The sequence below is a fragment of the Shewanella baltica genome, assembly GCF_900456975.1.
In the GTDB taxonomy this organism is placed as follows: Bacteria; Pseudomonadota; Gammaproteobacteria; order Enterobacterales; family Shewanellaceae; genus Shewanella; species Shewanella baltica.
This window is the reverse complement of the sequence record NZ_UGYM01000002.1, coordinates 3,110,377-3,123,318: the sequence shown is the minus strand read 5'-3', so window position 1 is coordinate 3,123,318 and position 12,942 is coordinate 3,110,377. Positions and strand designations below refer to the sequence as shown.

Below are 12,942 nucleotides of genomic sequence, written 5' to 3'. Positions count from 1 at the left end.
CTTGAGTGGTGATGGGAGATTTATCAACTTAGCGTAGAAAAGTATGGCTTGTTGCTAGGATGGTATAACTAACGCTGGCTGGATTACTCACTATAGAGATGCCGAGCGAATGAGTGCCGCCACTGTGTGTGAGTTTGGACATAGTTGGCATTAACTCATTAATTTTAAACATTAGCTTTAAGCATTATCTACAGGATGAGATCATGAAACTGAAATCGATAGCCGCCGCAGTTGGACTTTGTTTAGCGAGCTTAAGTGTTGCCCACGCCAGCGATAAAACCATTTACCTCACCTTTGATGATGGTCCAATTGATGCGACCTTAGGACTGTTAGACGCCTTAAAAGACGCCAATATCAAGGCGACGTTCTTTATCAATGCTTTTCATATGTATGGCGAAGGGGATGAAAACGAAGCGTTGGCGGCTGTCGCCCTACAACGTTTGCTAGACGATGGTCATATTCTGGCAAACCACAGTTACGATCATATGCTGCATAACTGCACCGATGGTGTGCAATCGGGGGCGGTTTATTGCAATCAAGTGGGCCTCTGGCCAGTTAAATCCTATCAAGATGCGGCTACCGACTTTACCTATTTTGTGACGAACACCGCCAAAGTGGTTGAACTTATCCCTAATGCCGCCAGTTATCCAAACAACAAGATGACTAAGTTGGCGCGTTTGCCCTATACCAATGGCTGGCGAGTGAGCAGTAAACTCAAAGGCGACGGCTTGTGTGCCACCTCTGATACTGTGCCGCCTTGGGACCCCGCTTTTGCTTGTACCGCTGAAACCTCTACCAACAGTTCGCAAGTTGCGGTGCAAATTCAAAACATGCTCGCCGAGAGTGACTATAAAATATTTGGTTGGGACTTTGATTGGGGGCCAGAGGATTGGGGCGTGGCTTTTCCCGCCGAATCTATGGCCGATGGGGCTGAGCTGGTGGATAAAATCAATCAAGTGATCAACACCTGTGCGGGCACCACAATGAACCCTCTTAACAGTCGCACGCAGAACTTAGACTGTAGCGATGGTTTGCACGACGGTAAAGTGGTGATCTTGACCCACGACTTCCTGTTTGAGAATGCTCACCGTGGTCAAGGTGCGACCATCAACTTGCCTAAAATTAAACGCTTTGTGGAAGAGGCGCAGCGCCAAGGATACCGTTTCGACACGCTAGATAACTATGCCCCCGCTTGGCAGGATCAGCATGATTATCAGCAGCCTGATTTTGTCTCGTATCAAGATAAAATCTATTCCTTAGTGCAAGCCCATTTCTCCCAAAGTAATTGGCAACCGAGTCAAACCCCAGCCTTGTGGAAAAACGAGAAGTAGCTAAGTCTTGGGCTGAGTATTTACTCGGCCCATTATATTTGCCGAGTAAAGGGTATGTTGCTGAACTTAGCCTGACAAAACTCAAAATAGTGTCACTTTTTTACACTTTACCCACTCCGCTTTAACTCAGTATCTGTAATACTGCTCCGACATTGATTTGAAGTTGATCAGTGTTAGAAAAGCAGCGCACAAAGCGCGCTATTGGGGAGAGAAAATGAGTACGTTTGTAAAGTTAACCTTAGCGGGCACCTTAGTGATATTAGCCATACTCGCCGCAGGTATTTACCGTTTCAACATGACCAATGATGATATTTATATGGTGATGGAAGATGGTAAGGTCATGCAATACGACGAGGCTATGGCGCAGGAAAAAACGCAGGCACAGGCCAATGAGGTCGAAGTGGTGACACCGCTGGAGGTTAAGCCGGTGGCGAATGCGTCGGAAGTGATGCTTAAACTCTTTAGCTTAAATACCGCTAACCCGTTTGAAATTACCCTACCAGAGGGCGGTAAATCGGTTGCCTTGACCCATTTTATTAAGATCAAGCAAACGGAATTTGCGATGGGCGATTATCAAGATGGCGAGGTAAAAGGCCGAGTATTACTGGATTATTTGCGCATTACGCCGTTAAATTTCGATCCCGCTTTAGAGCCCGACACCCAGAGTAACGCGCCCATTCAAGATGATCCTAAAATGCAGACTATGCCCTTTGTGGCACCGTTTATTGTGACGACTCAAGGTTCGGGGGCATTTTGGTATCTTGGCTTATTTAGCCTCGATTTCGAACACAATAACTTGAAGCATTTAGGCAGCGTTATGCTGGGTGATCGCATTGAGGTGGACAATATTGAACCTGTTTATCCCTTCGAAGCTCCATTCAAAATTGCCGTGACTTATCGCGATAGAGCGCCTGACCAACCTATGTCTGAAAGCCCTGAAATCGTCAAAACCTTAGAGGTGACAGTGAGCGAAACTGGCATTACTCACATAACTCAGTAGTGAGTAGTCGTGCGCAAAGGGTCGGGAGTAAATGCATTATGGATCTGCGCAGGCTTGTGCTAAGTTATTTTTCGTTCCGTGTGTGATGCTTGCCGCAGCGGCAAGTATTCTCGGGTAGATAGACTTGGCATAATGTTTTGACAAGGAGAGTGTCATGCAAGTTAGTAAAATCACTGGGAAATTTGATGTTAAGCTCACCCCAGATAGCACCTATGCTACAGGTGTGGGCGGCGTAACGTTAGGTCGTATGGGTTTAGATAAAACCTTTTATGGCGAGCTTGAGGGCCGTAGCCAAGGGGAAATGCTCAGTGCAATGACGTCAGTCAAAGGCTCGGCTGGCTATGTGGCGATTGAGCAAGTGGTTGGCAAGGTGTGTGGTAAGCAGGGCAGTTTCGTGCTGCAACATTTTGGCATTATGACCGATGGACAAAACCGTTTGATCTTAGAAGTGGTTCCCCATTCCGGTGCGGGCGAGTTGCAGGGCTTAACGGGCACTATGGCCATCAGTATCGAAAATGGTCAGCATTTTTATGAGTTCCAGTTTGGCTTTGAAGCCAGCGCTGAGCCAGCATTTTAACGCGACTTCAGGCATGATTTTTTAGGCATGATTGTTTCTGAAAATATAGTTTCAGGCACTATTGCTTAAGGTGTTATCGCTTAAGGTACTATCGCTTCCAGCATTAGCCTGATGTCGTTCAATTTTCCTACCTTGATTTCGTTTTCTCAAACCTAGTCTTATCTACGTGGCCTAGAAAACCTTGTTTGATTAAATCTAATAATGGACATAAAAAAACCAGCCTAGGCTTAATGCCGTTCACTTAAGAGTGAACGGCATTTTTCTTTGGTCTAACCGGAAACTTGTTTTTGCTCATTTTAAGGACTCTTGGATAAGCTCTTTCCCGTTTACCATCCAACTTAAATTGCCGTGCATTGCGTTCTATATCCAATACGTCTCTCGGGACATTCCCCGGCGTTTGTGATGGCAGTTGCGTCAACTTGAAGATGATATAACTCGCCGCATCCCTAAAACTCAGTTGATTAGGATGGACCGATGGTAAGCTTTTAGCCAACAGCAACATCTTATATCTAATGAGATTATAGGCCAGTAGCACGCCCCACAGCTCTTGAATCACCAGCTCCGGTAGTTGACTGCGTAGCGTAAAACGACTCTCCAACAGATGTTGTTTCATCTCTCTGTAGCCCAGTTTGATTTCCCATCGATGGGCATATAAGTCGACGATGTCTTCGCTGGGGTAACGCATCGGGTCAGTCAACGAGGTCAAAATGGCGACTGACTTACCTTTCACTGTCTTAGTGAGTAAACGCGCTTCAAGGGTATCAGGGAGCTGCGGCCATTTCTTTCTGGCTTGAGGCGTGGTGGTGAGTTTCACCCACTGGTCATGTTTTCCCAATGTTCGAACCACCTCATATTGAGTGCCTTTCTTCAATGGCAACAACCAGTGGCTATCAGGTTGTGCTTGCTGCCAAGCATGTAACAGGCCGAGCGAGTAAAATCCTCGGTCAAATAGGGTTAGACTGTGATTGGGAATGCTAGGAATGAGCTGAGATGCTAAGTTCATTTCATTTTCGGCAACCGAATCAAAGGCGCTGTTGACCAACAAATGGCTACTTAATTCCATCAAGCAAACCATGCGAATTTGCGGATAAGCCGCTTCGCCTGAAGCGTTTGCGGTACGCGCAAAGGCGGCTTGATTTTGGACACTATCGGGTGTCCGCCACACTACACCGTCAACACCATACAAGTTAAGACCGCACCAATGTGGGTGTTCAGCTCTCGCGTGCCAGGTATTGGCGCTGCGACTAAACACTTCTCGAATAACCTCACTGCCTAATCGTTTACGCGCCTGAGTCACGGCGCTGCGTGCAACATAATCAATCTCTTGCGGCAAAACAATGTCGAGTTTGTTGATGAGTGACCGCACAGACTCCCCTCGGAACAAAGCCATGCCGATAACGGCCCAAATCATCGCGTCCATCGGCAATTTACGCCGTCTTAATGTCGCCACACCCTGAGAGTCCAAACAAGATTGAATTAACTCAGGTTCTAACACATCAGCTAAGCAGGTGAATTCGGTTAGGCGGATAATATGAGTGCGGGCGAGTGCTTCTGAGAGTTGCATAAAAAAATCCGATGACATGAGGTCATCGGATTTTGATCTTTTCAGCGAGATCGTCAAGCGATCTGTCTTAACTGATCGGCATTAAGCCTAGGCTGGTTTTTTGTTATTACTCTTTCTTATCAATCGAGTTCAAAAGTTGAGGCAAGATTAACGCCTTTTACTTAACTCTGACTGTTAAAGCGCTACTTTTGAAAGCTAGTTTCAGAAAGTGCAGTTACAGAAAGTGCAGTTACAGAAAGTGCAGCTTTAGCTAGCGTTAAGAGGCTTTTTTTACGACTTTGATTTTATCGACAACCTTTTTCACATCGTCGGTATTCTCGGCAATTTTCAGCGCTAACTGACGTTCGGCATCGCTAGCAACTTCACCTTTTAAGGTGACGATACCATTAGCGACATCCACATTAATCTGGGTGCCGGAAACATCGGTTGAAAACAGTAAACGGGTTTTGACGACTGTGGCAACCTTAGAATCGGTCAAAGTCGCGACAACTTCACTGGTGCCTTCTTTCTCATTCATTACAGTGAGTTGGTTATCGACATCTTTTACGCCGTCTAAACTTTTGATCAGTTCAGTGGCAAGAGCTTTATCGACACTGCTTTCCACTTTACCCGTTAACGTCACGTTTCCGTCTTTAACATCCGTTATAATGTCAAAGGAATTGAGGTTAGTGTTGAGCAGTAAAGTGGTTTCAGCTTTACCATCGATCCACGCATCCTTAGCCCCGTCCTTCCAATCTTGAGCCGCTGCGACATTTAAACTGATTGAACCGACAAGTAAGGTCGCTAGTACTGATGCTGTTGTGGTTTTCATAATCATATCCTCCGTTGTTTTCTCGATGTTAGATAATGCGTGAATCGTGCCAATATAGTTAAGGTGTTGATTTTAAGGTTTTTATGTGCTGTTTTTGATATTTTGACAGAAGGAGTCTTTTGTTTAAGTCGGTCTTTTTTACCGACAAAATGTAATTTTTTCTGGCAAGCAGAGTCATCTTTAAAGCATAAAAAACCGCACGACTGTGTGCGGTAAAGTGTGTGCGAAATAGTGTGTGGAGTTGCGCGGTGCGTTAAAGCTGGATATTGCCAGGTAAAGAGGCTCATACTGATGCGCACTGATACAAACTGATGTAACAAGTGCAAAGGATTAACCAGAATTGAGCGAACTCATACCATCGCAACTGATTTGCAACCAAGCGGCACCTTCTGCGAGCTGATTGGCAAGCTGTGGCTGATGTGCTTGCCTTACCGCTTGTTTCATCTGGATTAACACTTGTTGTTCAATGGCGACAAGTGCGGCCATCGCCTGCGATATATGGCACTGATGCAGCAACTCTGTCGCTTGAGTGTAAGTGACTGGTATCGTATGACTCAGGCCATGAAGCGGCTCGCTAGCCAAAGGGCGCAGCTGTTCAAATCGCCTCAACATTCGCTGGTGGATATTCGCTTTAGTCGAAAAAATTCGCTTAAGGTTATAGTCTTCGACGTACGTCATCGCTTGGTTGTAAAATGTTAGCCCCTCTTGATTGAGCTTTATTATTTCATCAATCAAACTGATATCGGCACGGATATCAGTCTGATGTTGCACAACATTAGACTTCATTATGGGCCTCCTAATGCCAGTGTTCGGCACTGTCCTGTTTAACGGTTTGGATTAACTAATTGCGTTTCGTTCAGCTACCATGCATATTTTGTTCTCATTTTTAATGGTATGTTAACAGACTGATTTTTAGACTGATATTCTCGGTTCATTGCGCCATCTTCTTAGAATATCGGCAACTATTACCGCTGCTGTTGTTAAAATTTCACGACTGACATACAGTAGCCCTTTATACACAGGGAGTGGGATAGCATGGCTCGATTGACACTTTTTTATCACCTGCAGGATGTAAACGCCGAACAAGCCATCTTAGAACTCGCCGGCGCTGCCGACTTTAATAAACTACGCAGTGTCGATGATTTGCCTTGGATAGAACAGCTTGAGGCGAATCACGTCGATGTTGCCATTATTGAGCTGTCCAGCCTTAGCCGTGAGGATTATCTCGGGCTGCTGGACAATGCGGCCTTGTCCAATATCGAGTTTATTTTTCTCTCCGATGGTCAGCCGAACCCCAATCTTGATCAGTTAATGTCGCATTTTGCCGGTTATCATTTTCGCAAACCCTACGACATGACGTTAATCAGCGATATCTTCGCCGATTTTGCCCAGTATCTAGTCTCATCACCAATCCGGCCTCGGCCTTTTTCCAGCGAGCTAGACCAATATGGTTTACTTGTCGGTTCCTCTGCAGCTATGCATAAGCTGTATCGCACGATTCGCCGCGTCTCCGCGACCGACAGTAATGTGCTGATCATTGGTGAGAGCGGGGCGGGTAAAGAGCTGGTCGCCAATACCATACATCTTGCCAGCCCTAGGCTGAACGAGCCTTTTATCGCGATTAACTGCGGCGCCTTAAGCCCTGAATTGGTCGATAGCGAGTTGTTTGGCCACGTAAAAGGCGCATTCACTGGCGCTCATCGCGATCACAAAGGCGTATTTGAGCAGGCAGAAGGCGGAACCTTATTTCTCGATGAAGTCACCGAAATGCCAATTGAGCATCAAGTGAAGTTACTCAGAGTGCTTGAAAATAGTGAATATCGCCCCGTTGGCGGTGCCAAAGTGCAACTCGCCAATGTGCGGATTGTGGCGGCAACCAATCGCGATCCCATAGCGGCAATCGAGGCTGGGCAATTTCGCGAGGATTTATATTTCCGTTTGGCCCAGTTCCCTATCCGCGTTCCACCCTTAAGGGAGCGTGGCGATGATATTCTTGGGCTGGCGCAGCATTTTCTTGCCTATCGTAACGTGGCCGAAAAGCAGAATAAAAGCCTCGCTGATGACAGTGCGCAGATGATCGCTGCGTACCCTTGGTCGGGTAATGTGCGTGAATTAAAGCATGCCATTGAGCGAGCCTATATTCTGGCAGACCAAGAGATTTTACCCAGCCATTTACAGTTGCCACAGGCAAGTGAAATGGGGACATCTTGCGATGACCAAGTCGTTATCCCGCAGGGCATGCGTTTAGATGACTTAGAAAAAATCGCCATTTATCAAGCATTAGAAACGACTCAAGGTAATAAAACCGATACCGCTGAGCAACTGGGGATCAGCGTGAAAACCCTTTACAACAAGCTCAGCAAGTACGAGCAGCAAGTCGAAGCGGGTGAATCGGCGGTAGAATAGTTTTTTGCGCTCAAAAGCCGCAGATGTGAGTGAGTTTAACATCTCATTGAGCTTTATCCTGCGGCTTTAGCCATCTTAAGCGTACCGTTGATGTGGTTGCTAGCAAGGAGGTTTAAGCCAAGTGACATCGGCTCTTTGGGATTGGATTTCACTATGCTTGGCCACTGTTTGCAGCGTTAGGAGCGAGATTTGACGATAGTAAAGTTGATTACTTGTCAGGTTGGAAATGAACAAGAGCAAGATTTTTCTCAAAGCCAACAGATATGGAAAGCGTTGAGCAACTGCGTAGGTTTTAGAGGCCAGTTCGGTGGTTGGAGTCAACCCGAAAGGCAGGCGATTATTGTGGGTGTATGGCAATCACTCGAGGATGTTACGGCTTTCATGGGGTCAGTTCACGACGAGCTGTTCTCCAAAAGTGGTCAGCAAACAACTTATAAACAGTGTGATGTCCATTATTTTGAAAATATACTGAGTATCCCTTCGCTAACTCATCATCCTGCAGATCAAAATCACAATGTCATTCGGTTGGCTTATTGCCGAGGAGTGCAAGATGTCGAACGTTTTTTAAGTGACCAACGAACGATTTGGAACGCTCATCTTGGACAAGCAGAGGGCATGCTTGGCGGTTGTGTCGCCCGCAGTCTAAAACAGAGTGACTACTTCATCGTTATGACGCGCTGGGCGTCGAACCCAGCTCATGACAATTACGTAAAAACCGTTCTGCCAACCCTTAAAAAGCAAGTGTTACCTGAAAGCTATATTGAAAATATGTCGGGTTGTTTAGTGCAGGAAGAATGCTTATGGGAAGTCGTTCCTAGTAATGACTCAAGCGTGCCAGCAAGATGTATCACCCATCCTCTTCAGTTATTTCCTGATAAGGCACAAACACCTTAAGGGATGCGGGTTGGACTTCAATGGTGAGATCTGCGGGTTCAAAGATTTCGCCATCAATCACATATTTACACTTGGGCTGACTACTAATATTCACTTTTTTCGCATGGGCGTGGTGGACTTTGGTCGCGGTAGAAGGCGCGCTAGGTCGCTTTGAATGTGTGTCTTTATTACCTTCTTTTACCCATCCAGCAATGGCTAATTCGGCCAGACTAAGGAGCTTGTCTGTCGGCTCACTGCCGGCATCTAGCCAGGTAATATCGAGCAGGCCATCTGTCATATTTGGCTCGCCATCGCCTTGCGCTAATACGCTGGTAAACGGGGCAGCATTGGCAACAATGAGGCTATGGGTGGTCAATGTTGTGGGCTCGGCATCATCTAAGCTGAGCTGTATGGTTAAAGTGATATCGGCATTGACGGCGCGCCATAAACCATCGAGGTAGGCAAACTGGCCGAGGGCATTTTTACGTTCACGGTTGGCCGATTCAATCATCTGCTGTTCAAAGCCTATCCCCACAAGTAACAAGACTAATTGTTCATTACAACGAGCTGTATCAATGGCTTGGTAATGCCCTTGGATAATATTGTCCAGCGCCTGAGAGACAGGAATGAGCTTACTGCCTAAACCAAATAGCGCGTGGCTGAGGGCGTTAGTCGTGCCTAACGGAATGATCCCTAAGGCGATATCAGTGTTCACTATTTCCGATGCTACCTCTGTCACTGTGCCATCGCCACCACAGGCAATAATGATATCTGCGCCGCTACTACGGGCTTTTTTGGCGAAGGTGTTTGCGCTGATATTTTCGGTAGTGAGTTTTAACGTTAGGTCAAAATAGGCTTTTAGTTCATCTTGGATTTGCTCGCCATATTGTTGCCATTTGCCGCCGCCAGAGACTGGGTTGGCGATAATCCACGCCACTTTATGGATGTTGATTTTGCCTTGCTTGAGCATGTGTTCAAGGGCGCGTAATTGCCATTTGTTTAAGCCCGCGGTTTTGCGGACCTGCTTAATTTGTTGTAATACTTCGGCGAAGTTGCGCTGTTTATCTTTACAGACTAAATAGGCGGCGAGCACCAGTACTGAGCGGCCACGCCCCATAGCACAGTGGATCAGCACCTGTTTATTGGCGCGCACTTGGCGATGCAACCAGTTAACGGCTTGATTGAGCTGAGCGCTGGTCGGCACGCTATGGTCGAGGATGGGAATGTTTAAATACTCGATATGATCTTCAAACTGCGACCAATCTAAGCCATCAAATTCGGCGGTCACATCAAGAATTGCGGTGATCTTATTGGCTTTGATTTTCTCCAGATCCGCAGAAAATAATCGGCAGCCGAGATACAACTGCTCATCTATCTTTTGCATCGACGGCACTGAGTCGCGTTTTCTCGCCCAATGGTTATACAGCCGGCAGCCCAATAGAAACGGAATAAAGCCCCAGCGAATATACCAAGGGATAGTGCCATCTTGGCGCTTTCTAAAAATGCTAGCCAGATTAAACCAATAGGCTGAACCGACTAAAAACAGCGACAGGCTCGTCCAAGCCCAAATAAAGGTGAGCAGGGGAGACGTGCCCGTTACCGCAAAATAGGCTAGCAACACGGCACCTGCTAAGTAGAAATATTTGATGTGGATTTTGCTTAGCATACGCGCCCTCCAATGCTGTATTTTTGATTTAACCGCTGCATGTTAAACGGCTGACTGCATCGGTGAATCGCGTCGTTGAAACTAGGTTCTAACTTAAGTTTAAATTAGGTGCTAACTCAAAAGGGTGGCAGTAGACGAGTCTATTGCCACCCTAAAGTGAGGTTTGTTTAGCACTTAGTATCTTTAGCCTTAACGCCTTCTTTCACTTCTTCACAGGCATCTTCAATGGCATTACCTGTATCTGTCATCACTTCATCAATTTTTTCGCCGGCATCTTCGGCTTTGTTATCACTACAGGCGGTTAAACCTAAAGCGAGCAGTAATGCCAGTGAAGCGCTTGTCATCAGAGTAAATGGTTTCATATACATCTCCTTTTCTAAAAAAATTAAAGTCGCGGTGACTTGCCCTTGAGGGCATTAATCAGCAGTGAAATTACGAGTAACACAATAAATAAGAAGAAAATAATTTTTGCGATTCCCGCTGCCGCGCCAGCGATGCCCGTAAATCCAAACAGTCCGGCAATAACAGCGACAACTAGAAATACTAATGTCCAACCTAACATAATAACCTCCTGCCCTTGTCTTAATCCTTCGCATGACCGTTTGTGTCATTTGTAAGGTAACGGCTAATGGTTATTTCTAGATTGCGAACATAATGCCAACTTTGCATATTTTAATTAGTTTATTGATTTTAAATGAAATTTAATTGATTAGTTTTAAGTGGGCGCGAATGTACTAAACGTAGTACAGGCAATTTTTACCTAAGCTTCGGTAAGAGTTTCAGCCTAATATTGGGATTTGAGACGTTGGAGCAAAGCCTTGATTGAAGGTCGGGGAGCTGAGGTTGATAACAAATGAAACAGAATAAAAAGCCGACACTATTAATGCGTGAATCAATTAATCCATTCATTCATCAATCAGTGTCGGCTCTTGCATTAATTCGCTTTGTTAGCAGCCTGCAATAGGGCTAAAAGCGGTTAAAAACGATTCAGCGGTTTCCAGCGTAGTAGTGTGACTGGAATGCTCGCGCCTTGGGATAACAGCAAGTTAATCCGGGATTGATACGCCGCGCCCACCATTAAGTGCTTGGCTAAATCGACCGCATTACGGGCTTTATAGTCATCTAAATAACTGCCTTTCGCCCAAGCGTTAAATGCACCCAGCGCTGGGCCTGCCCAGATTTGGTAATCCATTTCGCGGCCGACTTCACCTGTGTTTGACCAGCGGCTCGAAAGACCCAAATACCAGCGGAAAATCAGCGCCATCTTACGTTTTGGATTATCCAGTGCGCGCTCGATTTGCTTAGGATCGCGCTCGTTAAAGTGGGCGACAGTGCCAGCCCAAATGTCATCGAGTGATGAGCGGAACACTTGCTCTTCGAGCTTTTTACGCTCGTCCGCAGGGATGGCATCAATCGAATCGTAACGGGTGTAGATTTCATAAAGCTTATTGGCGCGCATCGGGAACAGAGTGCCACGCTTTACCACTTGTAATTTCACGCCCATTTCGAACATATCGGCGGCAGGCGCCATAGTCACATCGGCCATTTCTGTGGTGGCGAGTAACTTACGGGTGTGTTCGCTCGCGCCCGCTTCGACGCAAGCTTGGTTGATAGAACCTGTGACGATAAAGGCCGCGCCCATGTTGAAGGTCGCTAATGCTGCATCTGGAGTGCCGACGCCGCCGCCTGCGCCAACACGGATTGGCGTTTTATATTGATACTTAGCTTGGATTTCATCTTTTAGGGCCAAAATTGTCGGCAATAGCGTGACCAATGGACGATTGTCGGTATGGCCGCCAGAATCGGCTTCGGCCGTGATGTCATCCGCCATTGGCACGAGTTGCGCCATCGCCATTTGATCTTGGCTGATAAGACCATCACTCACTAATTGCTGGAGGATTTTGGCAGGCGCCGGCTCCATAAACTTAGTCGCGACTTCGGTGCGGCTGATTTTTGCTATGACTTTGTTGCCAATGACTATCTCGCCATGTTCGTCGCGGCTCAAACCTGCTGCGCGGTAATAGACGATCTGCGGCGTTAAACCTAAAAATGCCGAGGCTTCGACCGTGCGCACTTTATGTTTTAAAAACAGCTCAACGCTGCCGCGCTCTAATGCGGGCTCGCTTGGGCTGTGAATTAAGTTAAAGGCGTAGGGGCCATTGGGCAGCGCCGCTTGAATGCGAGTAATGGCCGCTTCAACACGGGATGGAATTAACCCTGCCGCGCCAAATGAGCACAAAATGCCCGCTTGGCCAAGGGCGATAACCAGTTCTTCCGAGGCAATACCGTTGGCCATAGCGCCGGCGTAGTAAGCGTATTTGACGCCGTGGACGCGGCGAAAATTACTGTCGCCTAAACTTTGGGTGCCAAGGGCTGGGGCAAAGGCGCTGACAGGGTGTGAGCCCAATGGCGCTTGGCTGTCACTTGTGGTCACTTCAGCCGTTTGCGCTATGCCTAAGCCTTTTTCACTGTGATTGACTAAGTAACAGGCTTGGCTTAAATCTTTGAGTTTTTTGCCTAATGAGTCGATATCAAAGCTCAGCTCTGCATCGTTGACTTGCCACGGCCAAGGGCTGAGTTTTTCGTTATTACTATTGAATTGATCTAGAGTATGGCTAGTCATCTTGGGTCTCGTTTTTAATGCTGCTGCGTTGCTATTACTTGAGTAAAAAGTTCGGGTGTAAAAAGCCAACGCAGCGGCAGGATTATTTTTA

At 46.7% G+C, this 12,942-nt stretch carries 12 protein-coding genes; 5 read left to right on the top strand and 7 right to left on the bottom strand.

Annotated features, from left to right (window positions below):
- Positions 1-203: 203 nt before the first annotated feature.
- From DYH48_RS14165 to DYH48_RS14155, 3 genes are all read left to right on the top strand, one after another.
- Positions 204-1,331, top strand: coding sequence for a polysaccharide deacetylase family protein (locus DYH48_RS14165; RefSeq protein WP_115335159.1), 1,128 nt, complete (start codon positions 204-206; stop codon positions 1,329-1,331).
- Positions 1,332-1,545: 214 nt separating this feature from the next.
- Complete coding sequence (locus DYH48_RS14160) at positions 1,546-2,331, top strand: hypothetical protein (protein WP_115335158.1); 786 nt, start codon at positions 1,546-1,548, stop codon at positions 2,329-2,331.
- 154 nt (positions 2,332-2,485) lie between these two features.
- Positions 2,486-2,908 (top strand): DUF3224 domain-containing protein, encoded by a 423-nt coding sequence (locus DYH48_RS14155; RefSeq protein ID WP_006080939.1) that lies wholly within the window; start codon positions 2,486-2,488, stop codon positions 2,906-2,908.
- Positions 2,909-3,149: 241 nt separating this feature from the next.
- Here the strand turns inward: DYH48_RS14155 and DYH48_RS14150 are convergent, their stop codons facing one another.
- The 3 genes from DYH48_RS14150 to DYH48_RS14140 form a co-directional block, all read right to left on the bottom strand.
- The gene (locus DYH48_RS14150; RefSeq protein ID WP_115335157.1) at positions 3,150-4,472 is read right to left on the bottom strand and encodes an IS4-like element ISSba6 family transposase; all 1,323 of its coding nucleotides are present in this window, start codon (positions 4,470-4,472) and stop codon (positions 3,150-3,152) included.
- A 256-nt stretch (positions 4,473-4,728) separates the two neighbouring features.
- Positions 4,729-5,283 (bottom strand): BON domain-containing protein, encoded by a 555-nt coding sequence (locus DYH48_RS14145; protein ID WP_006085200.1) that lies wholly within the window; start codon positions 5,281-5,283, stop codon positions 4,729-4,731.
- A 330-nt stretch (positions 5,284-5,613) separates the two neighbouring features.
- Positions 5,614-6,069 carry a glutamyl-tRNA reductase gene (locus DYH48_RS14140; protein ID WP_115335156.1) on the bottom strand — a complete coding sequence of 152 codons (456 nt, stop codon included), beginning with the start codon at positions 6,067-6,069 and terminating at the stop codon, positions 5,614-5,616.
- Between the two features lie 249 nt (positions 6,070-6,318).
- Between DYH48_RS14140 and DYH48_RS14135 the strand changes: the two genes are divergently transcribed.
- Positions 6,319-7,689: a sigma-54 interaction domain-containing protein gene (locus tag DYH48_RS14135; RefSeq protein WP_115335155.1), complete on the top strand. Its 1,371-nt coding sequence runs from the start codon at positions 6,319-6,321 to the stop codon at positions 7,687-7,689.
- A 189-nt stretch (positions 7,690-7,878) separates the two neighbouring features.
- Positions 7,879-8,583: a DUF4937 domain-containing protein gene (locus DYH48_RS14130; protein ID WP_115335154.1), complete on the top strand. Its 705-nt coding sequence runs from the start codon at positions 7,879-7,881 to the stop codon at positions 8,581-8,583.
- On the opposite strand, the gene DYH48_RS14125 is transcribed toward DYH48_RS14130, so the two are convergent.
- The 4 genes from DYH48_RS14125 to pfaD form a co-directional block, all read right to left on the bottom strand.
- Positions 8,537-10,228 carry a diacylglycerol kinase family protein gene (locus DYH48_RS14125; RefSeq protein WP_115335153.1) on the bottom strand — a complete coding sequence of 564 codons (1,692 nt, stop codon included), beginning with the start codon at positions 10,226-10,228 and terminating at the stop codon, positions 8,537-8,539. The two genes, DYH48_RS14130 and DYH48_RS14125, sit on opposite strands and share 47 nt — an antisense overlap.
- Before the next feature lie 167 nt (positions 10,229-10,395).
- Positions 10,396-10,590, bottom strand: a complete 195-nt coding sequence (locus tag DYH48_RS14120; protein WP_006085205.1) for a hypothetical protein — start codon at positions 10,588-10,590, stop codon at positions 10,396-10,398.
- A gap of 23 nt (positions 10,591-10,613) precedes the next feature.
- A complete protein-coding gene (locus tag DYH48_RS14115) occupies positions 10,614-10,790 on the bottom strand; it encodes a DUF1328 domain-containing protein (RefSeq protein WP_006080947.1) in 177 nt (58 codons plus the stop codon).
- A 414-nt stretch (positions 10,791-11,204) separates the two neighbouring features.
- The gene (gene pfaD / locus DYH48_RS14110; protein WP_006085212.1) at positions 11,205-12,851 is read right to left on the bottom strand and encodes an eicosapentaenoate synthase subunit PfaD; all 1,647 of its coding nucleotides are present in this window, start codon (positions 12,849-12,851) and stop codon (positions 11,205-11,207) included.
- Positions 12,852-12,942 lie beyond the last annotated feature (91 nt).

What these genes read in the sequence shown, in the direction of transcription:
- DYH48_RS14165 (WP_115335159.1), top strand. Translation starts at nt 204, where the DNA reads ATGAAACTGAAATCGATAGCCGCCGCAGTTGGACTTTGTTTAGCGAGC.
- DYH48_RS14160 (WP_115335158.1), top strand. Translation starts at nt 1,546, where the DNA reads ATGAGTACGTTTGTAAAGTTAACCTTAGCGGGCACCTTAGTGATATTA.
- DYH48_RS14155 (WP_006080939.1), top strand. Translation starts at nt 2,486, where the DNA reads ATGCAAGTTAGTAAAATCACTGGGAAATTTGATGTTAAGCTCACCCCA.
- DYH48_RS14150 (WP_115335157.1), bottom strand. Translation starts at nt 4,472, where the DNA reads ATGCAACTCTCAGAAGCACTCGCCCGCACTCATATTATCCGCCTAACC.
- DYH48_RS14145 (WP_006085200.1), bottom strand. Translation starts at nt 5,283, where the DNA reads ATGAAAACCACAACAGCATCAGTACTAGCGACCTTACTTGTCGGTTCA.
- DYH48_RS14140 (WP_115335156.1), bottom strand. Translation starts at nt 6,069, where the DNA reads ATGAAGTCTAATGTTGTGCAACATCAGACTGATATCCGTGCCGATATC.
- DYH48_RS14135 (WP_115335155.1), top strand. Translation starts at nt 6,319, where the DNA reads ATGGCTCGATTGACACTTTTTTATCACCTGCAGGATGTAAACGCCGAA.
- DYH48_RS14125 (WP_115335153.1), bottom strand. Translation starts at nt 10,228, where the DNA reads ATGCTAAGCAAAATCCACATCAAATATTTCTACTTAGCAGGTGCCGTG.
- DYH48_RS14120 (WP_006085205.1), bottom strand. Translation starts at nt 10,590, where the DNA reads ATGAAACCATTTACTCTGATGACAAGCGCTTCACTGGCATTACTGCTC.
- DYH48_RS14115 (WP_006080947.1), bottom strand. Translation starts at nt 10,790, where the DNA reads ATGTTAGGTTGGACATTAGTATTTCTAGTTGTCGCTGTTATTGCCGGA.
- pfaD (WP_006085212.1), bottom strand. Translation starts at nt 12,851, where the DNA reads ATGACTAGCCATACTCTAGATCAATTCAATAGTAATAACGAAAAACTC.